This window comes from Streptomyces sp. NPDC001292 (assembly GCF_042896465.1).
Lineage (GTDB): Bacteria > Actinomycetota > Actinomycetes > Streptomycetales > Streptomycetaceae > Streptomyces.
This window is the reverse complement of the sequence record NZ_JBIAXG010000009.1, coordinates 55,741-79,467: the sequence shown is the minus strand read 5'-3', so window position 1 is coordinate 79,467 and position 23,727 is coordinate 55,741. Positions and strand designations below refer to the sequence as shown.

Annotated in this window: 20 protein-coding genes; 11 read left to right on the top strand and 9 right to left on the bottom strand. The window is 73.2% G+C overall.

Features of this window, described 5'->3' with window-relative positions:
* Positions 1 to 2: 2 nt before the first annotated feature.
* A complete protein-coding gene (gene sigJ / locus ACFY4A_RS12880; RefSeq protein ID WP_390829457.1) occupies positions 3 to 899 on the bottom strand; it encodes an RNA polymerase sigma factor SigJ in 897 nt (298 codons plus the stop codon).
* A gap of 98 nt (positions 900 to 997) precedes the next feature.
* Entirely contained in the window at positions 998 to 2,299 is a 1,302-nt protein-coding gene (locus ACFY4A_RS12875; protein ID WP_390829456.1) for an alpha/beta fold hydrolase, read from the bottom strand.
* 217 nt (positions 2,300 to 2,516) lie between these two features.
* On the opposite strand from ACFY4A_RS12875, the gene ACFY4A_RS12870 reads away from it, so the two are divergent.
* From ACFY4A_RS12870 to ACFY4A_RS12860, 3 genes are read left to right on the top strand one after another with little or no spacing between them, the layout of a single operon-like run.
* Complete coding sequence (locus tag ACFY4A_RS12870) at positions 2,517 to 3,272, top strand: (Fe-S)-binding protein (protein WP_390829455.1); 756 nt, start codon at positions 2,517 to 2,519, stop codon at positions 3,270 to 3,272.
* Entirely contained in the window at positions 3,269 to 4,786 is a 1,518-nt protein-coding gene (locus ACFY4A_RS12865; protein WP_390829454.1) for a LutB/LldF family L-lactate oxidation iron-sulfur protein, read from the top strand. Before ACFY4A_RS12870 ends, ACFY4A_RS12865 begins: the two co-directional genes overlap by 4 nt.
* The gene (locus ACFY4A_RS12860) at positions 4,783 to 5,463 is read left to right on the top strand and encodes a lactate utilization protein C (RefSeq protein ID WP_390829453.1); all 681 of its coding nucleotides are present in this window, start codon (positions 4,783 to 4,785) and stop codon (positions 5,461 to 5,463) included. Before ACFY4A_RS12865 ends, ACFY4A_RS12860 begins: the two co-directional genes overlap by 4 nt.
* A gap of 4 nt (positions 5,464 to 5,467) precedes the next feature.
* Here the strand turns inward: ACFY4A_RS12860 and ACFY4A_RS12855 are convergent, their stop codons facing one another.
* Positions 5,468 to 5,833, bottom strand: a complete 366-nt coding sequence (locus ACFY4A_RS12855) for a cupin domain-containing protein (RefSeq protein WP_390829452.1) — start codon at positions 5,831 to 5,833, stop codon at positions 5,468 to 5,470.
* 226 nt (positions 5,834 to 6,059) lie between these two features.
* On the opposite strand from ACFY4A_RS12855, the gene ACFY4A_RS12850 reads away from it, so the two are divergent.
* The gene (locus tag ACFY4A_RS12850; RefSeq protein WP_390829451.1) at positions 6,060 to 6,977 is read left to right on the top strand and encodes an aminoglycoside phosphotransferase family protein; all 918 of its coding nucleotides are present in this window, start codon (positions 6,060 to 6,062) and stop codon (positions 6,975 to 6,977) included.
* A 207-nt stretch (positions 6,978 to 7,184) separates the two neighbouring features.
* Here the strand turns inward: ACFY4A_RS12850 and ACFY4A_RS12845 are convergent, their stop codons facing one another.
* The gene (locus ACFY4A_RS12845; protein WP_390829450.1) at positions 7,185 to 8,210 is read right to left on the bottom strand and encodes a cytochrome c oxidase assembly protein; all 1,026 of its coding nucleotides are present in this window, start codon (positions 8,208 to 8,210) and stop codon (positions 7,185 to 7,187) included.
* Positions 8,211 to 8,658: 448 nt separating this feature from the next.
* Here ACFY4A_RS12845 and ACFY4A_RS12840 point away from each other — a divergent pair, with 448 nt between their 5' ends.
* The 5 genes from ACFY4A_RS12840 (at position 8,659) to ACFY4A_RS12820 (ending at position 15,062) form a co-directional block, all read left to right on the top strand.
* A complete protein-coding gene (locus tag ACFY4A_RS12840) occupies positions 8,659 to 10,464 on the top strand; it encodes a bifunctional metallophosphatase/5'-nucleotidase (RefSeq protein WP_390829449.1) in 1,806 nt (601 codons plus the stop codon).
* A gap of 408 nt (positions 10,465 to 10,872) precedes the next feature.
* Positions 10,873 to 13,182: a heavy metal translocating P-type ATPase gene (locus tag ACFY4A_RS12835; protein WP_390829577.1), complete on the top strand. Its 2,310-nt coding sequence runs from the start codon at positions 10,873 to 10,875 to the stop codon at positions 13,180 to 13,182.
* A 125-nt stretch (positions 13,183 to 13,307) separates the two neighbouring features.
* The gene (locus tag ACFY4A_RS12830; protein ID WP_390829448.1) at positions 13,308 to 13,565 is read left to right on the top strand and encodes a DUF1876 domain-containing protein; all 258 of its coding nucleotides are present in this window, start codon (positions 13,308 to 13,310) and stop codon (positions 13,563 to 13,565) included.
* Between the two features lie 337 nt (positions 13,566 to 13,902).
* Positions 13,903 to 14,358: a cyclic nucleotide-binding domain-containing protein gene (locus ACFY4A_RS12825; RefSeq protein ID WP_390829447.1), complete on the top strand. Its 456-nt coding sequence runs from the start codon at positions 13,903 to 13,905 to the stop codon at positions 14,356 to 14,358.
* Positions 14,359 to 14,396: 38 nt separating this feature from the next.
* Complete coding sequence (locus tag ACFY4A_RS12820; RefSeq protein ID WP_390829576.1) at positions 14,397 to 15,062, top strand: CBS domain-containing protein; 666 nt, start codon at positions 14,397 to 14,399, stop codon at positions 15,060 to 15,062.
* Between the two features lie 176 nt (positions 15,063 to 15,238).
* Here the strand turns inward: ACFY4A_RS12820 and ACFY4A_RS12815 are convergent, their stop codons facing one another.
* Complete coding sequence (locus tag ACFY4A_RS12815; protein WP_390829446.1) at positions 15,239 to 16,135, bottom strand: universal stress protein; 897 nt, start codon at positions 16,133 to 16,135, stop codon at positions 15,239 to 15,241.
* A gap of 360 nt (positions 16,136 to 16,495) precedes the next feature.
* The gene (locus ACFY4A_RS12810) at positions 16,496 to 17,623 is read right to left on the bottom strand and encodes a hypothetical protein (RefSeq protein WP_390829445.1); all 1,128 of its coding nucleotides are present in this window, start codon (positions 17,621 to 17,623) and stop codon (positions 16,496 to 16,498) included.
* Positions 17,624 to 17,856: 233 nt separating this feature from the next.
* Between ACFY4A_RS12810 and ACFY4A_RS12805 the strand changes: the two genes are divergently transcribed.
* Entirely contained in the window at positions 17,857 to 18,597 is a 741-nt protein-coding gene (locus ACFY4A_RS12805) for a PP2C family protein-serine/threonine phosphatase (RefSeq protein WP_390829444.1), read from the top strand.
* A 51-nt stretch (positions 18,598 to 18,648) separates the two neighbouring features.
* Here ACFY4A_RS12805 and ACFY4A_RS12800 read toward each other — a convergent pair whose 3' ends face one another.
* Positions 18,649 to 19,293, bottom strand: a complete 645-nt coding sequence (locus ACFY4A_RS12800) for a protein-L-isoaspartate(D-aspartate) O-methyltransferase (protein ID WP_390829443.1) — start codon at positions 19,291 to 19,293, stop codon at positions 18,649 to 18,651.
* A gap of 109 nt (positions 19,294 to 19,402) precedes the next feature.
* Between ACFY4A_RS12800 and polX the strand changes: the two genes are divergently transcribed.
* Positions 19,403 to 21,130, top strand: coding sequence for a DNA polymerase/3'-5' exonuclease PolX (polX, locus tag ACFY4A_RS12795; RefSeq protein WP_390829442.1), 1,728 nt, complete (start codon positions 19,403 to 19,405; stop codon positions 21,128 to 21,130).
* Positions 21,131 to 21,216: 86 nt separating this feature from the next.
* On the opposite strand, the gene ACFY4A_RS12790 is transcribed toward polX, so the two are convergent.
* Both ACFY4A_RS12790 and ACFY4A_RS12785 read right to left on the bottom strand, forming a co-directional pair.
* On the bottom strand, positions 21,217 to 22,032 hold the full coding sequence (locus tag ACFY4A_RS12790; RefSeq protein WP_390829441.1) for an SAM-dependent methyltransferase: 816 nt from the start codon (positions 22,030 to 22,032) through the stop codon (positions 21,217 to 21,219).
* A 131-nt stretch (positions 22,033 to 22,163) separates the two neighbouring features.
* Positions 22,164 to 23,627, bottom strand: coding sequence for a PucR family transcriptional regulator (locus ACFY4A_RS12785; RefSeq protein ID WP_390829440.1), 1,464 nt, complete (start codon positions 23,625 to 23,627; stop codon positions 22,164 to 22,166).
* Between the last annotated feature and the right edge of the window lie 100 nt (positions 23,628 to 23,727).

Here is a 23,727-nt window from a genome sequence, read left to right as displayed (position 1 = left end):
GCTCAGCCCTCCCGAGCGGCGGCCAGGTCCAGGTGCCCCAAGCGTTCGGGGTCGGCCAGGATGTACAGGTGGGTGATCCGGCCGTCGGCGACGACGACGCCCATGACCGACCGCGGCCCGCCCTCGGGGGCGTTGGCCACCCCGACCGAGCCGTTGACCAGCACCAGGCGGGCCGTCCCGGCGTACTGCGCGAAGGTGAGGGCCTGGGCGGCCACCGTCCTCGCCCCCCGGACCACCTTGGATGCGGCCGCGCCCCGGACGAGCGCGCCGGAGTCGACCCGCAGCACCACGTCCGGGTGGAGGACGGCCACCAGCGCCTCGAAGTCGCCGCCGCGCGAGGCGGCGAGGAAGGCGTCGAGCACCTGCTTCTGCCGGGCGAGATCAGCTTCGGCGGACGGGGTGGCGCCCTGCACCCGGCGGCGGGCGCGGCTGACGAGCTGCCGGGTCGCCGCGGCGCTGCGCTCCACGATCGGCGCGATGTCGTCGAAGGGCACCGCGAACAGGTCGTGGAGCACGAACGCCAGCCGCTCGTCGGGCTGAAGCGTCTCCAGGACGACGAGCAGGGCGAGCCCCACCGAGTCCGCGCGGACCGCCTCCTGCTCCGGGTCGGTCGGGCTCAGGGGCCGGATCACGGGGTCCGGGACGAAGGTGTCGTCGATCGGCTCCTCGCGGCGGGCGCTGCGGGCGCGCAGCAGGTCGAGGCAGACCCGGCCGGTCACGGTGGTGAGCCAGGCGCCGAGGTTGCGGATGGCGCCGGTGTCCGTGCGGGTGAGCTTCAGCCAGGTCTCCTGGACGGCGTCCTCTGCCTCGGGCACCGAGCCGAGCATGCGGTAGGCCACCCCCCGCAACTGCCCGCGGTGCTCCTCGAAGCGCCGTGCCAGGACTTCCCCGTCACCCATGCCGGCCATGTCCTTCCCACCCCGTTCCCCCGTACGTCCCGAGCATCGAGCAATCCTAGGCCTCGGGCGTGGCCGCGGACCGGTCGGCGCCGCCGACGTCACACGTCGCCGCGGACGAGCCCGAGCAGCCGGTCCAGGACGCGGGGCCCGCCGGCCCGGACGCCGTCGTGCTCGAACTCGTCGGTGACCCAGGTGCGCAGGCCGCGGATCGCGCGGGCGGTGCCGAGGGCGTGGGCGGTGTCGACGTACATGTCGTCGTGGTAGACCGCCGCGGCGACCGGGACCTCGTTCGCGGCGAGGCGGGCGGGGTCGTACAGGGGCCGCCAGTCGGTGCGGGCGGCGAGCACGTCGGCGGTCTCGCGCAGCGGACGCAGCGCCGGGTCGCAGTCGAACATCCAGGGGTGCACGGTCTCGCCGGTGAACAGCACCGGCCCGTCGCCGGCGAGGGCCTTGGCGGCGTCGAACTGCGGAAACTCCGCGCGGACCCGCTCGGCCGACCAGGCGGTGGGCCGGGCGTCCTGGCCGTAGATCGCCTCGTGGACAAGGGCGTACAGCGGGTGGCCGCCGTACGACAGCAGACCCTGGACCTCTTCCTGGAAGGCGTCGGACAGTTCCGGGCCGTTCGGGGTGCGGACGAAGGCGTGCTCGAGGAGGAAGTGGAGGCGGTGGCTGCCGTCGCCGCCGCCGAGCATGATGCCGAGCGACTGGAAGGCCTCCACGGTCAGCCGGTAGCCGTTAGGGAGCACCACGTCGTGGGTGAGCAGGTGGTCGGCGATACGGCGGGCGCGGTCGACGTCCTGCGGGTAGCGGGCGTAGTGGGCGGCGACCTTGCGCTCGATGCGCGGGTAGGCGGCCCGGTAGACGTCGTCGGCGTGGGCGTCGAGCGAGGGAAGGCCGCCGGTGATCAGGGCGGCGGCCATGCCCTCGGGGTGCGTGGACAGGTAGTTCACGGTGCAGAAGCCGCCGAAGCTCTGCCCGAGGACGGTCCAGGGCGCGCCGCCGGTCACCTCGGGACGGATCGCCTCGCAGTCGCGGACGATCGAGTCGGCGCGGAAGTGCGTGAGGTAGTCGGCCTGCGCGGCGGCGCCGCCGCGCAGCGGCAGGGTCTGGCGGTTGGCGGGGGCGGAGTGGCCGGTGCCGCGCTGGTCCAGCAGCAGGACCCGGTAGTCCTCCAGGGCCCGGCCGAACCAGGCCTGCCGTCCGATGAAACGGTTCGCCCCGAAGCCGGGACCGCCCTGGAGATAGACCAGCCACGGGAGGTCCTTGCCCGCCTTGTCCCCCGCGACGGCCTCCCGTGCGTAGAGCTCGATCGTCTCCCCGGCCGGGTCGTCGTGGTCGAGCGGCACGGTGAAGGTGCGGTCGGTGAGGACGACGCCGGGGTGGCGGTAGCTGACGGTCAAGGGTTCTCCCGGGACGGAGGGTTTACGGCCGCGTCCCAGTTCAGCACATGTTCCTCCGCCGTCCGACCGTGGGATCGCGCGATCGTGCTGAACGCCCGGTCGAGGGGCCGGCGGCCGTCGGCCCGGACGCCCCGCCACGCCGGAGACCGGGGTCTCCCGTCGGACCCCTCGCCTGACTAGGCTTCACTCGTCCGATGACCGACGACGAGGAGCCGCGATGCGTGTCGCTCTGTTCCTGACCTGCGTCAACGACACGCTCTATCCGGACACCGGGCGCGCGGTGGTGAAACTCCTGACCAGGCTGGGCGTGGAGGTGGACTTCCCGATGGCCCAGACCTGCTGCGGACAGGCGCACTACAACACCGGGTACCGGCATGGGGCCGAGCCGCTGGCCCGGCATTTCTCCGATGTCTTCCGGGACTACGAGGCGATCGTGACACCGTCCGGTTCCTGCGGAGCGATGGTGCGGGAGCTGTATCCGCGCATGGGTGCGCGGGCACGGGCCGAGGGACGCGGGGACGGGCTCGCGGCCACCCTGGCCCCGGTGGTGCCCAGGACGTACGAACTGACGGAGTTCCTGGTGGACGTGCTGGGGGTGACGGACGTGGGCGCGTATTACCCGCACACGGTGACCTATCACCCGACCTGCCACGGACTGCGGAGCCTGGGCCTGGGCGACCGGCCGCTGCGGCTGCTGCGGGCGGTGAAGGGACTGGAGCTGGTGGAGCTGCCCGGGGCCGAGGAGTGCTGCGGCTTCGGCGGCACCTTCGCGGTGAAGAACCCCGACGTCTCGGCGGCGATGGGCGCCGACAAGGTGCGCAACGCCGAGTCGACGGGCGCGGAGGTGCTGTGCGCGGGCGACAACTCGTGCCTGATGCACATCGGTGGCACGATGACCCGCCTCGGGACCCGCATGCGGCCGGTGCACATCGCGGAGATCCTGGCCGGCACGGAGGAGGAGGTGGCGGCATGAGCGCGACGTTCGTGGGAATGCCCGGCTCCTCGGCGTTCCCGTCCTTCCCCCGGGCCGCGCACGAAGCCGTGCGCGACACCACCCTGCGCGGCAATCTGCGCCACGCCACGCACACCATCCGCGCCAAGCGGGCCGCGGCCGTGGCGGAGATGCCGGACTGGGCGGCGCTGCGTGCGGCGGGCCGGCAGATCAAGGACCACACCCTGCGTCATCTGGACCGGTATCTGGTGCGGGTGGAGGAGGCGGTCACCGCCGCGGGCGGCACCGTCCACTGGGCCGCCGACGCCGACGAGGCCAACCGGATCGTGGCCGGACTGGTCAAGGCCACGGGCGAGAGGGAGGTCGTCAAGGTCAAATCGATGGCCACCCAGGAGATCGGCCTCAACGAGGCCCTCCAGGCCGAGGGCATCCGGGCCTACGAGACCGATCTCGCCGAGCTGATCGTGCAGTTGGGCCACGACCGGCCCTCGCACATCCTGGTGCCCGCGATCCACCGCAACCGCGGCGAGATCCGGGACGTGTTCCGCTCCGAGATGAGCCGGTGGGGCCGCCCGGCCCCCGAGGGCCTCACCGACACGCCCGCCGAACTCGCCGAGGCCGCCCGCCTGCACCTGCGGGAGAAGTTCCTGCGCGCCAAGGTCGGCATCTCCGGCGCCAACTTCGTCGTCGCCGAGACCGGCACGCTGGTGGTGGTGGAGTCCGAGGGGAACGGGCGGATGTGCCTGACCCTGCCCGAGACGCTGATCTCGGTCGTCGGCATCGAGAAGATCGTGCCCACCTGGCGCGACCTGGAGGTCTTCCTCCAGACGCTCCCCCGCTCCTCGACGGCCGAGCGGATGAACCCGTACACGTCCATGTGGACCGGCACCACCGACGGCGACGGGCCCAAGACCTTCCACCTGGTACTGCTGGACAACGGCCGCACCGACACCCTCGCCGACGAGGTCGGCCGCCAGGCCCTGCGCTGCATCCGCTGCTCGGCGTGCCTGAACGTCTGCCCGGTCTACGAGCGGGCCGGCGGGCACGCCTACGGCTCGGTCTACCCCGGCCCGATCGGCGCCATCCTCAGCCCCCAACTGCGCGGCACCGCAAGCGAGATCGACGCCTCCCTGCCGTACGCGTCCTCACTGTGCGGCGCCTGTTACGAGGTGTGCCCGGTCGCCATCGACATCCCCGAGGTGCTGGTCCACCTGCGCGAACGCGTCGTCGAGGGCGGCCCGGCGACGCGCGCGGGCAACAAGGTGCTCCTCAAGCCGGCCAAGGGGCACGCCGCCGAGCGTGCGGCCATGCGCGCGGCCCGCTGGGCCCTGACCCGCCCCGGCGCCCTGCGCGGCGGCCAGCGGCTCGCCTCCCGCACCCGCCGCTTCCACCCCCGCACCCTGCCCGGCCCCGGCCGGGCCTGGAGCGGCACCCGCGATCTGCCGCCGGTGCCGCCGGAGCCGTTCCGCGACTGGTGGCAGCGCACGCACGGCGGACCCGGCGGAAAGGACTCGAGCGGAAGGGACGCGAAGTGAGCAGCAGGGACCGGATCCTGGGCCGGGTACGGCGTGCCCTGGCGGACGTACCGCCGGACGACACTCCCCCGGTGCCTGAACGGCCTGGGAGGGACCCGCAGTACGAGCGGGCGGTCTCCCGCGACTATCTGCGGCAGCACGGCGACCGGAGCACCGAGGAGACGGTCGACCTGCTCGCCGAGAACCTGACCGACTACCGGGCGATCGTGCACCGCTGCGACGCCGAGGGGCTGCCCCGGCTGATCGCCCACCTGCTCGGCGAACGGGGCTCGAAGACCGTCCTGGTGCCGCCCGGCCTGGAACCGGACTGGCTGGCCGCCGTCGAGGTCACCCGGGTCGCGGACCGGCCGGACAGCACCCCGCGCGAACTCGACCGGATCGACAGCGTCGTCACCGGCTGCGCGGTCGCGATCGCCGAGACCGGCACCCTCGTCCTGGACGGCTCCCCCGACCAGGGCCGCCGCCGGATCACGCTCGTCCCCGACCATCACATCTGCGTGGTGTGCGTCCCGGAACAGGTCGTCTCCTCCGTGCCGCAGGCACTGGACCGCCTCGATCCGACCCGCCCGCTGACCTGGATCTCCGGCCCCTCCGCCACCAGTGACATCGAACTGGACCGGGTGGAGGGCGTGCACGGGCCGCGCACCCTGGAGGTGGTGCTGGTGAGCGGGAAGTGACCGGCTACCTCCCGCTCTGCTTCGCGTACCGCTGTGCCATGGAGCCCGCGAAGTCGTACAGCACGACCTGCTCGTCGCCCACGACCCAGGCGTCGTGTCCGGGCGAGCAGACGAAGACGTCGCCGGGCCCCACCTCGGCCTCGCCGCCGTCGTCCATGGCCAGGTGCATACGGCCCTGCACGACATAGCCGTTGTGGTGGACCAGGCAGTTGCGCGTCCCGGCGATCGGGCCGACCGACTCGGACCAGCGCCAGCCCGGTTCGAAGGTGACCACGGCGAAGTCCAGTCCCGTGAGCTGGACGGCTTCGGGGTGGCCCCTTGGGAAGTCGCGCCGCTCGTCCGGCTTCTCGACCGTCTTCACTTCCAGCATGACGGGATCTCCCTTCCGGCCGTGATCCCTGCGGCCGGGGCCGGTCTCCGTCTCCGCGCGGACGCGCACGGTACCGGCGGGGGCCGAGCCCCTCGCTCTCATCGTCTCCCCGCCGACCGGCCCTCGCCATTCGGCTCCCGCGGGCGGGCACGGCGCCCGGCGGGGCCCTGGCCGCCGGGCAAAACGGGTTGACGGGCCCGCGGGACACCTCGTTCGATGGCTGTCCATGTGTGCCGACACCCCGTGCCCGGACGAGCCGGACTTCGACGACTCACTCGTGCGGCGGCTGATCGCCGCTCAGTTCCCGCGGTGGACCGGGCTCTCCGTCCGGCGGATCGGCTCCGCCGGCACCTCCAACGTCATGTACCGGCTCGGCCAGGACATGGTCGTACGGCTCCCCCGCACCGCCGGAGCCGCCGAGGACGTCGAGAAGGAGCACACCTGGCTGCCCCGGCTCGCGCCGTCGCTGCCGCTAACCGTGCCCGTGCCGCTGGGCAAGGGGGCGGCGGCCGAGGGCTTCCCGTGGCCCTGGTCCGTCTACCGCTGGATCGACGGGGAGATCCCGGCGGTCGGCGCCGTCGCCGAGCCGCGCCGGCTGGCGACGGACCTGGCGCGGTTCGTCACCGCCCTGCACCGGATCGATCCCGCGGACGGGCCGCCCTCCTACCGCAGTGAACCCCTGGCCGCGCGGGACGCCGCGACCCGCGCGGCCATCGCCGCCGTGCACGGCGCCGTCGACCCGCACGCGGCCGAGGCTGTCTGGGAGGAGGCGCTGCGGGTACCGGAGCCGACCGGGCCGCCGGTGTGGATCCATGCCGATCTGCAGCCCGGGAACATGCTGCTGGCCCGGAACCGCCTGTGCGCGGTGATCGACTTCGGTTGCCTCGGGCTGGGGGACCCCGCCGTCGATCTCCTCGCGGCGTGGTACGTGGTGCCGGACACCGCCCGGCCCCTCTTCCGCGCCGCCCTGATGGTGGACGACGCGGCCTGGGCCCGGGGACGCGGCTGGGCACTGTCGGTCGCCCTCATGGAGCTGTCGTCCTACCGCGGCACCAACCCGTTCATGGCCCACGTCGCCCGGCACGTCATCACCGAAATCCTGCTCGACCACGACGCCACGCAGGTCGGCGGCCGGCCGCGGTGACGGCTGCGGGGGCGTCGCGCGGCCCGGTGCGGGAACCTCTCGGTACGGGGGCGTCCGCCTCGTCGGCGTCGTCCCCGGGGAACGACCAGCACCTGCTGGTGGACCGGCAGCCGCTGGGACGTCAGCAGCCGCGCCCACGACGGACGAGCCGGCATCCTGTCGCGGGAGAACCGGGGAGCGCGCAACCGGCCTGGGCGGAACCGGAGTTCAGCCGGTGCCGCGCTGCCGCCGGATCCTGTCGGCCACCTCGTTCTGCTCGGTCTCCCACCAGGGGCGGACGAGCGCGGGCGCGGACGACGGGACCTGTTCGCCGGCCGGCCGGGACGGTACGGCGACGCGGACGAGTTCCTGGTCGAGGCGGCGGTCGAGGGCGGCGTTCCGGACGCGTTCGGCGCGCGCCCACTGCACCAGGATCGCCAGGATGAAGGGGAGCGCGGCCAGTTCGGCGATGCTGAGCATCGCGCCGCCGCCGATCTGCTGGTCGTGGTGGACGTCCGTGGCCCAGGCGGGCGCGTGGTACTGGTACCAGGCCCCCGCGATCAGCGTCCCGTGAGTCATCACCACGACTCCCGGCACCGCGTCGACGATGCCGTCCAGGAACACCAGCGCGGCCCGCACCGGATGAGTGCACCAGGACGGCAGGGTCTGCTCGTGGGTGAGCACCGGGACGACGAAAAGGCAGCCCACAGTGAGCAGATGCAGGTACATCAGCTCGTGCAGCCAGCCGACGCGCAGCGCGGTGGCGAAGTACGGCGTGAAGTACACGACGAGTTCGGTGGCGAGCACGAGGGCCGTGCTGACCAGGGGAAAGGTGAGCACGCGCACCAGCCGCCCGGTCATCACCCGCCGTACCCGCTCTGCCCTGCCCTCCGGCAGCGCCTCCACCGCGAGCCGCAGCGGGTCGCCGAGGGCCAGACCGAGGGGCGCGACCAGGTCGAGCAGGATGTTCTGCACGGCGGCGGGCCAGAACAGGACGTGGTCGTACACGGCCAGCGCCGACGTCGTGGCCACCAACAGCGTGCCCAGTCCGAGCAGCGCGAAGGCGGCGGTACGGGCGGGCGACCAGCTCCTGCCGCGTCTCCTCAGCCGCAGCACGCCCCAGCCGTACAGCCCGCCGAGGACGGCCACCAGGACCAGCGCCGGGACGTCGGCCTGCCACGAGGACAGCAGACGGCCGAGGGTCGGCTCGGCGAGCTGCCCGGCCGACAGTTCGGCCACCGCGCCAGAAACCATGCGTTTCGCTCTCCATCCACCCACAGGGGACAAGTCGTTTCATGCCCCCTGCGGACGGTAGCCGCCCACGGCCGCACACAAGGCGGCGGGGTGAGGGCGTCCGACGCGTCGCGTCAACACGGCGCCACGCCCGGGAAAGGGCCACTCAACGGGCCGAACCTCCCGGGCAGTCGGGCACCCCGACGGCGCGGCGGAGGCCGAGGGGGCCGCGCCCGAAGGCGTCATCGCACCCCGAGCCGAGTGACGACTTCTCACGGATTCCTCACCGTCGGCTTACCGCGACGACCGCCTTCGACGTCCAGGCGAATCAGTCAAAATCGCCCTGAACGGCGAGGGTCCCCTGGATGGAAACATGTCCGTAACCGCAAAGTTCCTGACAACTACGCGCGTTGACTCTAGGCTGCGGCCTGCTGCCCCTACCTAGTTCCAGTCCCATCAGGAAGGCACCATGTCGCCGACCCACTCCCGCCGCCCGGCTCCGCGAAGAGTCATCGTCGTGGCTCTCGCCACGGCCGCCACGCTGGCCACCGCCGGCGCGCTCGTCGGGGCCGACCCCGCCCAGGCCGGCCCCGACGCCGACTCGGCCCCCACGCAGGACCTCCAGCTCCTCGCCATCAACGACTTCCACGGCAACCTGGAGCCGCCGACCGGATCCTCCGGCCGGGTGACCGAGCTGCAGGCCGACGGCACCACGAAGGACATCGACAACGTGGGCGGCGTGGAGTACCTGGCGAACAGCCTGCGCACCGCGCGCAAGGGCCACGACCGCTCGCTGACCGTCGCCGCCGGCGACCTGGTCGGCGCCAGCCCCCTGCTGTCCGGCCTCTTCCACGACGAGCCGACCGTCGAGGCGATGAACAAGCTCGGTCTGGACGTCACGGGCGTGGGCAACCACGAGTTCGACGAGGGCAAGGACGAGCTGCTGCGCCTGCAGAACGGCGGCTGCCACCCGGTCGACGGCTGCTACGTCGACGGACGCGAGTTCAAGGGCGCCGAGTACCCGATCCTGTCGGCCAACGTGGTCAACGAGAAGACCGGCAAGCCGCTCCTCGAGCCGTACGTCGTCAAGGACGTCAAGGGCGCGAAGGTCGGCTTCATCGGCGTCACCCTCGAGAAGACCCCGGACATCGTCTCGGCCGAGGGCGTCAAGGGACTGAAGTTCCTCGACGAGGCGGAGACGATCAACAAGTACACCAAGGAGCTCCAGAACCAGGGCGTGCGCGCGATCGTGACGCTCATCCACGAGGGCGGCTTCCCGGCCTCCTCGTCGTACAACTACGACTGCGACTCGAGCGGCAGCGGCTCCGGCCTGAGCGGTCCGATCGTGGACATCGCCAAGAACGTCTCGCCGGAGGTCGACGCCCTCGTCACCGGCCACACCCACAACGCGTACGTCTGCACCATCCCGGACCCGGCGGGCCACCCCCGCCTGGTGACCAGCGCCGCCTCCTTCGGCCGGCTCTACACCCAGCTGGACATGAAGTACGACCCGCGCACCGACGACATCGTCCGCGCCACGGTCAAGGGCTCCAACCACGTCGTCGACCGCACCCAGCGCAGGGCGAGGGACATGACCCGGCTGCTCGACGACTGGCAGGCCCTGGCCGCCCCGGTCGCCAACAAGCCCATCGGATACATCTCCGCGGAAATCGGCCGAGGCCCCTCGGGCACCATCGAGTCGCCGCTGGGCGACCTGATCGCGGACGCGCAGCTGGCGCACGCCAAGTCCCTGGACAGCAGCGCCGTCCTGGCGCTGATGAACCCGGGCGGCATCCGTACCGACCTGGTCTACGCCGCATCGGGCAAGGAGGGCGACGGCGTGGTGACCTACGGCGAGGGCTTCGCGGTGCAGCCCTTCGGCAACACGGTCAACCTCAAGTCCCTGACCGGAACCCAGCTGATCACCGTACTCAAGCAGCAGGTCAGCGGCAGCAACGCCGCCGCCCCCAAGTACCTGCAGATCTCCGACGGCCTCACCTACACCCTGGACCTGACCAAGACGGGAGCCGACCGCGTCGTCACGGACTCCATCAGGCTGAACGGCAAGCCGATCGACCCCGCCGCCACCTACCGCGTCGCCATGAACTCCTTCCTGGCCGGCGGCGGTGACGGCTTCACCGAACTGGCCGACGGCACCGACCCGCTCGTCGGCAGCGACGACCTGGCCGCCCTGGTCGACTACCTGACGGCGAACTCCTCGGCCGCCGCGCCGTACGCGCCGACCGCAGCCGACCGGGTCACCGTCGTCAAGTAAGCGACGAGCCGGCCGATCGGACGAGGGCGGGCCTTCCGAGGCCCGCCCTCGCGTGTGTCCCCAGGCAGTGCGGCGGATCGGCTGGCGTCGGCGGGGGGCGCCCGCTCGATGTCCCGGCGCTCGGCACGGCAGGGTCCGGACGGGTCCCGGGGAGTGCCGTTCGGCCCTGGCTGCGGCTCCCGGCCGGCCGGAGACTGGGAGGACCGACGTACGGGACCGCGCGGCCGGGACGTGGCGTCCGGCCTGCGCCCGCAACAGGAGGTACCCCATGACGGGAGCCGTCGCCGGACCCGCCCGCCTCACCGCGTGGGCGGCCACGGTGCTCCCCCGCCGCCCCGCCCCGCTGCCGAGCCGCGCGCGGCGGCTCCCGTGAGCACTCCGGCCGGGAGCCGCGGCACGGGCAGGCCGCTGCGCCGCCTGGCCAGGGCACTGACTCCGACCACCGCCGAATTCCAGCCCGTGCTCCTGGCCGTCACCGCCTCGGCCCTGATCGCCGGGGGCGTCTCCTGGCTGTCCGGGAACACCGGCCTGGCCGACGTGTGCTGGGGACTTGGCACCGTCGCCGCCGTCGTGCCCGCGCTGGGCTGGGTGGTGGCCGCGCTGCGCCAGGGCCGTACGGGCGTCGACCTGATCGCGGTACTGGCGCTCGGCGGCACCCTGGCGGTCGGCGAGTTCCTCGCCGGTGCGCTCATCGCCCTGATGCTCGCCACCGGCCGCACCCTTGAAGCCGCGGCCCAGCGGCGTGCCTCCCACGACCTGGTCGCCCTGCTGGAGCGCGCGCCCCGCACGGCCCGCCGCCGTACCGGCGCCGTCGTCCGCACTGTGGCGCTCGGCGAGGTCGGCGTCGGCGACCTGCTGGTGGTGGGTCCGGGCGAGGTCGTCCCCGTGGACGGCAGGCTGGTGGACTCCCCGGCCGTGCTCGACGAGTCGGTGCTCACCGGCGAGGCCACACCCGTCGAGCGGGCGCGGGGTCAAGAGGTGCGCAGCGGTGTGGTCAACGCCGGCGGCGCCTTCGAGCTGCGCGCCGCGGCGACCGAGCAGGACAGCACGTACGCCGAGATCGTGCGGCTGGCCCGGCAGGCGGGCGCCGAGTCGGCCCCCGTCGTCCGCCTGGCCGACCGCTACGCGGCCTGGTTCCTGCCGCTGTCCATGGCGACCGCCGCACTGGCCTGGCTGCTCAGCGGGTCCGCGGTTCGGGCGGTGGCGGTCCTCGTGGTCGCCACGCCGTGCCCCCTGCTGCTCGCCGCTCCGGTCGCGATCGTCTCCGGCCTGTCCCGGGCCTCCCGGCTCGGCGTGGTGGTCCGTGACGGCGGCGCCCTGGAGAGCCTTGGACGGGCCCGTACGCTGCTGCTCGACAAGACCGGCACGCTCACCGGCGGCCGGCCGCGCGTGGTCGACGTGACCGCGGCGCCCGGCTGGAAGCCCGCCGACGTGCTGCACCTGGCGGCGACCCTCGATCAGTACTCGCCGCACGTCCTGGCGCGGGCCATCGTCGACGCGGCGCACGAGCGCGGGCTGGATCCGGGCGTGGCGCTGGAGGTGTCGGAGGAGGCCGGCCGGGGGATCTCCGGCGTCGTCGGCGGGCGCGGAGCGACCATCGGCCGGCTGCCCGCCGGTACGGCGGCTCCCGCGTGGGCCCGGGCGGTCGAGAACCGGGCGATGCTGGACGGCGCCGCGGTGGCCTGGCTCACGGTCGAGGGCCGGCCCGTCGGTGCCGTGCTGCTACGCGATCCGGTGCGGCACGACGCCCCCCGGACGCTGCGCCGGCTGGGCACGGCGGGCATCGAACGGATCGTCATGCTCACCGGGGACCGGCCCGAGCCCGCCCGTGAGGTCGCCGCCGTCCTCGGACTCGACGGCGTGCGCGCCGAACTCTCCCCGGCCGGCAAGGTGGCCGCGGTCCGCGCGGAGCAGGAGCGCGCGGTCACCGTGATGGTCGGGGACGGCGTCAACGACGCGCCCGCGCTCGCCGCCGCGGACGTCGGGGTGGCGATGGGGGCGCGCGGATCCACCGCCTCCTCCGAGGCCGCCGACATCGTCCTGACCACCGATCGCCTGGACCGGCTGGCCGACGCGGCGGCGGTCGCGGTGCGCGCACGGCGCATCGCGGTGCAGAGTGCCCTCGGGGGCATGCTGATGTCCCTGGCCGCCATGGCGGCGGCCGCCTTCGGACTGCTGCCGCCCGCGGTGGGCGCCCTGCTCCAGGAGGGGATCGACGTGGTGGTGATCCTCAACGCGCTGCGCGCCCTGCGCGCGGACCGGGCGGCCCAGCCGGCGCTCGAACCCACCACTGAGGCCCTCATCCAGCGCTTCGCCGCCGAGCACGACGAGCTGCAGGACGTCCTGGAGGCGGTGCGCGCGGCCGCGGCGCGGCTCTCCGCACGCCCCGGCCCGGACGCCCTGGCGTCGGTGCGGGAGGTGCACCGGCTGCTCACCGAACGGCTGCTGCCCCATGAGTACGCCGAAGAGCACCAGCTCTACCCGGCCTTGACGCCCGCACTCGGCGGGCCCGAGGCGACCGCCACCATGAGCCGGGCCCACGCCGAGATCGAACGGCTCTCCCGGCGCATCGCCACTCACCTCTCGCTGGCCGACGCGGAGGGCACCCTCGCACCCGAGCAGTCCGAGGACCTGCTCGCCTGCCTCTACGGCCTGCACACCGTGCTGCGCCTGCACTTCGCGCAGGAGGAGGAGAACTACTTCTCGCTCGCCCCGTGACCCTCGCCCGGGCTGCCGGCCGGCGGCCCGGGTGGGCCTTTCGGCTCTGGCGCGGCCGCGGGCGTGCGCGCAAGGTGAGGAGTGGCGGCAACGACTCGTACGGAACTCGCACGGAAGTGGTCACGATGGAAGCCAAGCAGTGGACCGTGCAGATCTACATCACCGAGGACGGCGACGACACCCACGCACGTGCCGTCCTCACCACCCGCGAGACGTCGACGGTCACCGGTCGGGGCGTGGCCCGGCGCAACCCGGTCGACCGCCCGATTCCCGAGATCGGGGACGAACTCGCCGTCAGCAGGGCCCTGGAGGACCTCGCCATCCGGCTGCACGACGTGGCGTCCGACGACATCGTCGAGCTGGCCGGTCCCGCGCCCGCCTGACGGACGTCCTCACGGCGTGCGGCGACGGCCCGCCAGGGGGCTCTTCGGGGCCGAAGGGCCCCCTGGCGGGCCCGAGCGGCCCGTGGCGGCGCGGCCCGTACGGGAACAGGCTGGATACAGCAGGGCGGCGGCATCCCGGAGAGGGACGATGACGGACAGCCCCACCACCGCGGGCCTGGTCAGGAGCGGACTCGCCGCCCTGTTCAGGCCCCTCGGTGGGCCCGGCCGCACGGTCGCCGGACCCACCGTGCGCGACGTGCGGCACCGGGGACGCCGCGGCGCCGCACGACGAACTCGCCGACCGAGCGAGGCGGCAGGAACGAGAGGAGCCGGAGCGATGACCTCCACCACCACCCGGGCCGCGGCCCTTCCGGCCGAGCACCGTGCGCGGCTCATGCGGTTCGCCCGCGAGACCTCCTTCGACATGGGCGCCCGTCTGTTCCACGAGGGCCGGCACGCCGACCGGTTCTGGATCGTCCGGACCGGCACCGTCACCCTCGACCTGCACGTCCCGGGCCGGAGCGCCGCCGTCATCGAATCGCTGGGCCACGGCGAACTGGTCGGCTGGTCCTGGCACTTCCCGCCGTACGTGTGGCAGCTGGGCGCCGAGGCCGCGAGCCCGGTGCGGGCCTACGAGTTCGACGCGGAGGCCGTGCGCAAGCTGTGCGGGGAGGATCCCGAGTTCGGCCGCGCCGTCGCCGTCTGGGTCGCCGGGGTGGTCGCCCACCGGCTGCACGCGGCCCGTATCCGGCTGCTCGACCTGTACGCCCCCTACGGCAGCGGGGGCCGGTGAACGACACGAGGCCGTACCGACGCCCCGAGGAGGAGACCGTGCACGGCAGCCCGCACATCGTGAGCGACGTCATGACGCACACCGTCGTGGCCGTCGGCCGCGACGCCCCGTTCAAGGAGCTGATCAACCTCATGGCGCAGTGGAAGGTCAGCGCCGTTCCGGTGCTGGAGGGCGAAGGACGCGTGATCGGGGTCGTGTCCGAGGCCGACCTGCTGCCCAAGGAGGAGTTCCGCGACAGCGACCCCGACCGGTTCACCCAGCGGCACAGGCCGTCCGACCTGGCCAAGGCGGGCGCGGTGACGGCCGAGGAGCTGATGACCTCCCCCGCGGTCACCGTCCACTCCGACGCCACGCTCGCCGAGGCCGCGCGCATCATGGCCCAGCGCCGGGTCAAGCGGCTGCCCGTCGTCAACAGCGAGGGAATGCTGGAGGGCATGGTCAGCCGGGGCGACCTGCTGAAGGTCTTCCTGCGGTCGGACGACGACCTGGCCGAGGAGATCCGCCGGGAGATCGTCTCCTACCTCTTCCCCGCCCCTCTCGAACCCATCCACGTCGGCGTCTCCGACGGCGTGGTCACCCTCATCGGCCGTATCCGGGACACCTCGCTGGTGCCCGTGGCCGCCCGCCTGGTACGGGCCGTCGAGGGCGTCGTCGACGTCGAGTGCAACCTCACCAGCGGCTCGGCGGTGACCGAACCGCGCTGAGCGCACCGCGCCGGTGTCGTCGCCCGCGGGTCGTGGACACGGCCCGCGGGGTCGCGTCGGTCGCGCCAGTCGTGGAGCGCACCGCGCCGGTGTCGTCGCCCGCCGCCGGTGTCGTCGCCCGCGGGTCGTGGACACGGCCCGCGGGGTCGCGTCGGTCGCGCCAGTCGTGGATCGCGTCAGTCGTGGGGTACGAGCACGACCGGGCGGGTGACGTGGTGGACGAGGGCGTGCGTGACCTGACCCGCGTGCGCGCCGATCGCGGGGTGCCTCCTGCGGCGGCCCACCACCAGCAGGCCCGACCCGCTCACGGCGCGCGGCAGAACGTGGGCCGGGCGCCCCTCGTGCAGGATCTCAGCCACGTACACGGCGGGGAACTTCTGCCGCCAGGGCTCCAGCAGCGCGGCGAGTCCCCGCTCCGCCTCCTGCCTGAGCGATCCGCGGGTCCCCGCGTCCGGCAGCCCGTGGGTCAGCGGCACGTGCCAGGCGTGCACCACGCGCAGGGGCGCCCTGCGCAGTTCGGCGGCGCGGAAGGCGAAGTCCAGGACGTCGTCGCAGGGGCCGTCGGTGTCGACGGCGACCGCCACGTCGCGGTGGGGGGTCTGTGCCGAGGCACGTCCGGAGACGTCCGGCAGATGTTCGCTCTCCGCGGTCTCACCCGCTCGCACGAGGACGACGGGCCGCTCGGCGTGTACGGCGGTCGCCATGGCCACCGACCCCAGGACGAAGCCTCCGACCGCGCCGAGCCCCTGGCTGCCGATGACCAGCAACTCGGCGTTCTCCGCCTCGTCGAGCAGTGCGGGACCCGGCTGCCGGTGCACCTGCTCGCTGGACAGGTCCAGCCGCGGGTACGACTCGGCGAGCTGGGCGACCGTGTCCCGCAGCATCCGCCGCGCGCGGGACTGCGGCACGCGCACCTCGGGCAGGTCCGCTCTTCCGGAGATGTCGGGCAGGCCTTCCCAGGCGTGCACCAGCCGCAGCGGCAGCCGTCGCCGGAGGGCTTCCCTGGCCGCCCAGTGGGCCGCGGCGAGGCTCTCGCGTGAACCGTCCAGGCCGGCCACGACGGGTCTCAGCATGACGGTCACCTTCCTTGTCCCCTCACTCGTCCCCCGGCGGGTGCGCGGCCGGCGTCACACCGGCCGCGCACCCGGGTGCGGCGAGCGCCCCTGCTCAAGCGTGCCGCACCGGGATGGTCCTGGTGCCCGTCTTCTCCTCCGGGACCGGGACCGTGGTCGTCGGGACGCCGTCCCCGTACTACTCCGCGCCCTCTTCCAGTCTCGCGCGTTCGGGCCGCGGCGGAGGTGGGCCGACCGGCCCGGGGGCGGGGGACGGTGGGCCCGAGGTCCCGCCCCGGCGGGGGACGAACGGCCGGTGCGCCCGCGTCGGGCGGCCCCAGGACGGCGGCCCGCGAGGCTGTCACGCTGAAGCGCTGAGGCTCACGGCCGTCGCGCCCCCGGTGCGCCTTGGCCGTTCCGGGGCAGCGGATAGCGCAGCAGAACGCCCACGCCCTCGTGCAGCCGCGCCTCCCGCTCGGGCACCAGGACCAGTTCCGCCCGCGTGCCCACCAGCGCCCGGGTCAGCGCCGCGTCGGCGCGCTCCGCACGCAGGTCCTGCACGCCGTAGGAGCGCAATTCCTCTTCGGTGAGGGCGAGTTGGCCGGGTTCCGGGCCGACCCACAGGCGCAGCGGCGACTCGGGGTGGTTGTTGAGGAACAGTGCCTTGACCCGGCCCCGTTGCAGGGCCGACACCGCGGCGGCAAGCCCCTCGGCCGTCGCTCCGCCGTGTGCCCGCTGGGCCAGGAAGACGTCCAGCAGGCCCCGGTCGTGCGCGGCCATGCGTCCGCTGAAGAGACTCTCGAGCCGCTGCTCCAGCAGGGCCCGCCCCGGCACCGACTCGCCCGTGCCCTCCGCCGTGGTGACATGTCCGCGCAGGGGTACGGGAAGCCGGTTGACGAGGATGCCACGGGCCCACACGTCTCCCGCGACGACGACCGCCTCGCAGTCGATGCGCCGTGCGTGGCCCTCCAGCTCCCGGCCGATCACCTGAGCCGCCCGCGGCCAGTCGCCCACTGGGATCTCCTCGTGCAGTCGGTGCCCGGGCGCGACCTTGGTCAGGGGCCATGTGCCGGCCTCGGCGTCGACGCGTACGGTGCCGGTCGCGTCCGTGGAGTGACGTCCGCCGTAGCGGACGTGCACCGCCAGGTACGGGATACCGGGCGCGTGCTGGACGATCAGCGGCATGGTGTCCGGCAGCGTTCCGAAGTGGGCCGTGTCCCGCGTGGGCGGGGCCGGCAGCTCGTCCAGCAGGGCCGCGTGGCCGTGCGCGGTGAACACCGCCTGGCCGTGTGTACCGGGGACCTCCGTGTCGCTGCCCACCAGGTCCGCCACCGCGGTGATGGTGCTCCGGTCCGCCCCCTCGGACATCAGGGTGTCCCGCAGATGCCGCCACCGCAGTGCTATGGCCGTCTCGGGATCCGCGACGGCGCTGTCGCGGGAAGTGTCCAGATACACCGACGCGAACGGACCGGACTGCTTGTACAAAGGTTCGAGAAAGGAAAGCCTCATGGTCGCTCCCGACTGCACCGCCGCCCCGCGCCCACCCGAAGCCGCTCACGGCGACCTCCCGGCGAACTCCTGGCCGGCTCGCCAGTCACCCACCTGATCAGTCTCGCACCGATCCGACCGGCCTGCCGCCCCGCTCCCGGGGGCCGGGGTGCCCGGGCTGCACCGCCCGGCGGGCCACACGACAATGGTGTCGGCGCACGATCCGCCCGGGCAGGGGAAGGCGGTGGCCTGTGATGACGTACGTCGCTGTGAGTGCGCTGAGCCATCCGGGACTGATCCGCGAACACAACGAGGACAGCCTGGTCGCCGGGCCGTGGACCCTGTGCGCCACGGTGACCGAGAATCCGCAGACGCTGGTGTTCCCCCTCGGTACGCCCCTCGTCGTAGCGGTCGCCGACGGAATCGGCGGCCAGCCCGGCGGCCACGTGGCCAGCGCCCTGGTGGTCCGGCAGCTCGCGCAGGCCGGGCCCGGCCTGACCGACGAGGACGACGTCCGCGAGGCGCTGCACGCCTGCAACCGCCGGGTGTACACGGCCGCGGAAGGCGACGGCCCTGCCACGATGGGCACCACGGTCGCGGGCGCCGTCGTACTGCCCGGGTCGCTGCTGGCGTTCAACGTGGGCGACAGCCGGATCTTCGCCGCACCACGGGGCGGGCTGCTCCAGGTCAGCGTGGACGACAACCCGCCGCCCCCGCCGGGGCAGCGCACGACGTCGCTCCTGACCCAGGCCCTGGGCGGCGGCCGGAAGTACCGTGCCGTCACCCCCCATGTGACCGCCTGTCCTCTCGCCCCGGGCGACCGGTACCTGATCTGCACCGACGGCCTGACCGACCCGGTGCCGAACGACGTCCTGGACGACCTGCTGCGGGAGTTCGACGACGGCCGGGCGGCCTTCGAACTGTGGAAGGCCGCCATCGCGGCCGGCGGGCCGGACAACATCACGCTCGCCGTAGTCCGGATCGTGGAGCAGTGACCTCCCCGCCGGCCCTGTTGACGAAGGTTTCGGAAAGGGCTCAAAAAGGGCTCAGGAGGAGAAGCCGTACCGCCCTCGCAGGCGCACGAAGCACGCGGGCGTGACTGTCCGCCGCGGTTCCAGTCCCCGCGCTGTGCGCAGGAAGGACACGACCTGCTCCCGGCCGCCGGACCCGATGGGCTGTACGAGGCGGCCGCCCGGACGCAGCTGCGCGGCCAGCGGCGCGGGTACCTCCGGGAAGGCGGCGGACACGACGACGGCGTCGTACGGAGCGCGGTCCGGCACTCCGCCGCTGCCGTCCCCGACGCGCAGCTCGATGTTCCGCAGGCCCTGAGCGGCGAGGTTGCGCCGTGCCTCCTCCGCGAGGTCCGGCCGCATCTCGACGGTCACGACGTCGGCGGCCAGTGCGGCGAGCAGCGCGGTCTGGAAGCCGAGTCCGGTACCGATCTCCAGGACGTGCTCGTCCCCGCTCAGCTCGAGGCCGTCGATCATCATGGCGGAGAGCGAGGGCTGGGTGGTCACCTGTCCGTGGCCGATCGGAAGGGGCACGTCGCGGTAGGCGTCCGCGCGGTGGCCGGTGGGCACGAACGCCGCCCGGGGCGTCGTGCGGAAGGCCTGGAGCAGCCGCTCGTCACTGACGCCGGCCGCTCGAACGGCCCGCACGAGAGCCTCGGCTGGACGGTCGGCTTCGGACATCGCACTGCTCTCCCTGCGGGGCCGGAGGGTGAGCATGCCGTCGGGCTCGCCCCCCGCAGTCATCGTCGCACCTGGCCCGCCGGACGGGTCGGTTCCTAGACTGTGAGACGTGGTTCGGGCCAACGAGGAGGTCGAGGCGCTCCTCCAGGAGTACGCGGACCTCATCGCCATCACCGGAGGCGACGCGTTCAAGGCGCGCGCCTACGAGAAGGCCGCCCGTGCTATCGGCGGCCACCCCGCCGACGTCTCCCGCCTCGATGTCGCGGGTCTGAAGGAGATCCCGGGCGTCGGCAGGTCGATCGCCGAGAAGGTCGTCGAGTACTTCCGCACCGGCAACGTCACGGTGGTGGAGGAAACGCGGGCCAGGATCCCGGCCGGGGTACGGCAGTTGATCACCATCCCCACCCTCGGCCCCAAGAAGGCGATGACCCTCTACGAGGACCTGCACATCTCCTCGGTGGCCGAGCTGGCCGACGCGATCAAGGCGGAGAAGCTGCGCGACCTGAAGGGCTTCGGGAAGAAGACCGAGGAGAACATCCTGCACGGCATCGCCCTCATGCAGCAGGCCGGGGAGCGGATCCTGCTGGGCACCGCCATGGAGTCCGCCGAGGACGTCGTCGCCGAACTCTCCCGGATCACCGGCTGCACGCACTGCGCGTACGCCGGATCGCTGCGCCGTATGAGGGAGACCATCGGGGACATCGACGTCCTCGTCGCCGCCGACCGGTCGGCGCCCTTCATGGCCGCGCTGACCGAGCTGCCCTCGACCGCCGAGGTCATCGCGCACGGCGCGAAGAAGACCTCGATCCGTACCGTCAAGGGCGTCCAGGTCGACCTGCGCGTGGTACGACCGGACTCCTGGGGTGCCGGGCTGCAGTACTTCACGGGCTCCAAGGCACACAACATCCGCACCCGGACGATCGCCGTCCACCTGGGGCTGAAGCTCTCCGAGTACGGCCTGTTCGACGCCGAGAGCGGAGCACGGGTCGCCTCCCGCTCGGAGGACGAGGTGTACGCCAGGCTCGGCCTGCCGTGGATCCCGCCCACGCTGCGCGAGGACCGGGGCGAGATCGAGGCCGGCCTGCGCGGCGAGCTGCCCGAGGTGGTCACGGAGGACGACGTCAAGGGCGACCTGCACACCCACACCGACCTCACCGACGGTCTCGCCCCGCTGGAGGAGATGGTGGCCGCGGCCGCCGACAGGGGCTACGCGTACTACGCGGTCACCGACCACGCACCCGACCTCGCCATGCAGCGCATGACCGAGGAGAAGGTCCTCGCCCAGCGCGAGCAGGTGCGGTCGCTGGACGGCCGGCACCACGGAATGCGGCTGCTGCACGGCACCGAGCTCAACATCGGCCCGGACGGGGACGTGGACTGGCCCGACGAGTTCCTCGCGGGCTTCGACATCTGCGTGGCCTCGGTGCACTCCCACTTCGGCCTCGGCCGGAAGGCGATGACCCGGCGGCTCGTGCGCGCCTGCGAGAACCCCCACATCCATGTCATCGGCCACCCCACCACCCGCCTGATCGGCAGGCGGCCGGGCATCGACGCCGACCTCGACGAGGTGTTCGCCGCCTGCGCCCGTACCGGCACGGCCCTGGAGATCAACGCGCAGCCGGACCGCCTCGACCTGGGCGACGAGGACATCCTGCGGGCCAGGAGCCACGGGGCGAAGTTCGCCGTCGACTCCGACGCCCACTCCCTCCTCCACCTCGCCTACCTGCGCTACGGAGTCGGCACGGCGCAGCGCGGATGGCTGACCCCGGACGATGTGATCAACACCTGGCCGCTGCGGCGACTGCGCCGCTTCCTGCGCAAGGACCGGGCCGCCTGAGGCGCACCCGGGCCCAATGGCCGCGGCCGTGACCGGACCGCCGGTGCGGTGCTTCGGTCACGGCCGCGAAACGGCTCGCACAGGCGTCACGGCTTGCGCGCGAGGCCGCCGTGCTCGGCGATGGCCTCCGCGGCGGGGGCTTCGGGGTCCGGACGCCAGTGCGGAACCGAGACGACCCCGGGCTCCACGAGCTCCAGCCCGTCGAAGAACGCCGTCAACTGGTCGACGGTGCGCAGGTTGTACGGGACGGCGCCGCTCTTGTTGTAGCCCTCCTGGGCCTCTTCGAAGTCCGGGTCGGTGCCCAGGGAACCGTCGTTGATGGAGAGGTAGCTGCCGGACGGCAGTGCGTCCATCAGCCGGGAGACGATGGAGCGCGCCTGGTCGTAGTCGGCCACGTGGCCCAGGATGTTGCTGAGGATGAGGGCGGTGGGACGGGTGAAGTCCAGCGTCGCGGCGGCGGCCGCGATGATGCGGTCCGGGTCCTGCAGGTTGGCGTCGACGTAGGCGGTCGCTCCCTCCGGGGTGGAGTAGAGCAGGGCGCGGGCGTGGGCCAGGATCATCGGGTCGTTGTCGACGTAGACGATCCGGGCCTCGGGGGCGATGCGCTGGGCGACCTCGTGGGTGTTGTCGGCCGTCGGCAGGCCGGTGCCGACGTCCAGGAACTGCCGGATGCCCGCCTCGGCGACCAGGTAGGTGATGTTGCGGCGCAGGAAGGCGCGGCTGCTGCGGGCGATGGTGACGATGCCGGGGAAGACGGCGGTGTAGGCGTCGCCGGCCTCCTGGTCGACGGCGTAGTTGTCCTTGCCACCCAGCCAGTAGTTCCAGATCCGAGCCGAGTGCGGCACCGTCGTGTCGAACTTCGGGTGCGCCGCTGGGTCGGGGCTCGTCGCGGGGTGGGTCATGAATACCGTCCGTTCTCCGTCGCGCGGATTGTCCGACGACAAACTACGTCCCGAAAGCCCTTCTGTGCACACCAGTTCGCGTTTCCGTCGGGGGTTTTCACGAAAGAGGGCGGCCTCGGCCCCGCCCTCGCCTACGCCATCCCCCGGCGACGCAGCAGCAGCCACAGTTCCGCGGTGACGTCCGGGTCGGAGAGATCCACGCCGAGCAGCGCCCGGCAACGCGAGACGCGGTGCCGGAGCGTGTTGCGGTGGACGCCGAGCGCGCGGGAGGCCCCCTCCCACTGGCCGTGATGGCGCAGGTATTCGACGAGGGCCTGGCGCAGGACATCGGTCAGCCGGTCGCAGGCGGCGGCCATACGCGCGGCCGGATCGCCGCCGTAGGGTCCCGCGGTCGGGCGGGCGAGCAGCCGGGTGCCCGGGGCGAGGTCCGCCAGCGTCGCGGCGGCGACCGCGCGGACCGCCGGTGCCTGCCCGACCGGGACCACCTCCGTCAGGACGGCCGCGGCGTCGGCGTCCGTCCGCCGTACCGCGTCCTCCAGGTCCCCGGTCGGGGGGTGGTCCGCGGGGACCAGGAACCAGGCCGTTCGCTCATCGCTCCGGACGGCGATCGCCTCCGGACACCAGCGCCGGACCACTCCGGTGAGGATGTCGCTCGCCCAGCCCCTCACCGCCAGGAGACGTACGTGGTCCGGCGGGCTCGGCGCCCGCACGGCGCCCGCGAGCCTCCGCGCGGCGTCCACGTGCCCGATGTCGACCAGCAGTCCGACGCAGCGCTGCCCTTCGTCGGCCACGGATTCGGCGCGCGCACCGCGGACCGCGTCCAGGCTCAGCAACGCCGACGCCGTCAGCACGGCTCTGCGCCGCGTGGGATCCAGCGGCGTCGAGGTGCCGACCGCGAGGAACCCGGCGGCTCGCTCGTGCCCGGCCAGCGGGAACACGATCACCGCTCCCGACGCGGTGGCGAACGAGGCGGCGGAGTGCGCTCCGGCGCCCTCCAGTCGGACGATCTCCCCTCGTACCCGCTCGGCCTGCTCGGCGGCTCCGGCGGGGAACACCTGGTCGACCTCGCCCGCCGGTGTGTAGGCCGCCGCCCAGGCGTCGAGCGACCGGCCGAGGGTGCGCAGGACGGTGGCGACCGGGTCGGCGGACGCGGCCGCGTCGACGAGCGCCCGTTGGGTCGCCAGGACGTCCTTGAGGTGCTGCTCGGCCGTGCGGGAGACGGCGGCCCAGTAGGCCTTCGTGATGCGCAGGAACGGCGTGGGCGGCGGGACGGTGAGAAGGCACAGCCCCAGCTTCCGGCAGGCCGCCAGGAGCGGCGCCGGAACCTCGGCGTGCACCGGACCGAGGCCCAGTGCCAGCGCGGTCAGCTCCGCCTCCACCAGGCGGCCGACGTACCGTTCGCAGCCGAGCTTGTTCCCGGGAAGGGACAGGCCCGTCGTCAGCAGCAGCTCTCCCCCGTTCAGATAGCCGGTCGGGTCGGGCAGTTCGCTGATGTGCACGGCGGACACCTCACGCGCCGAGGCGGCGAATCCCTCGGCCGGCGCGAGATCCGTACCGAGGACACCGCACAGAGAGGCCACCGTCGGAACCGTCACGCGTGCTCCTGCGCGAGAACCATCACGAGTGCTCCTGTGCGATCTGTCCAGTCCGGGCCCTGCGCGGTGCATTTTATCCAATGAGAGATCCGCGCCTTCT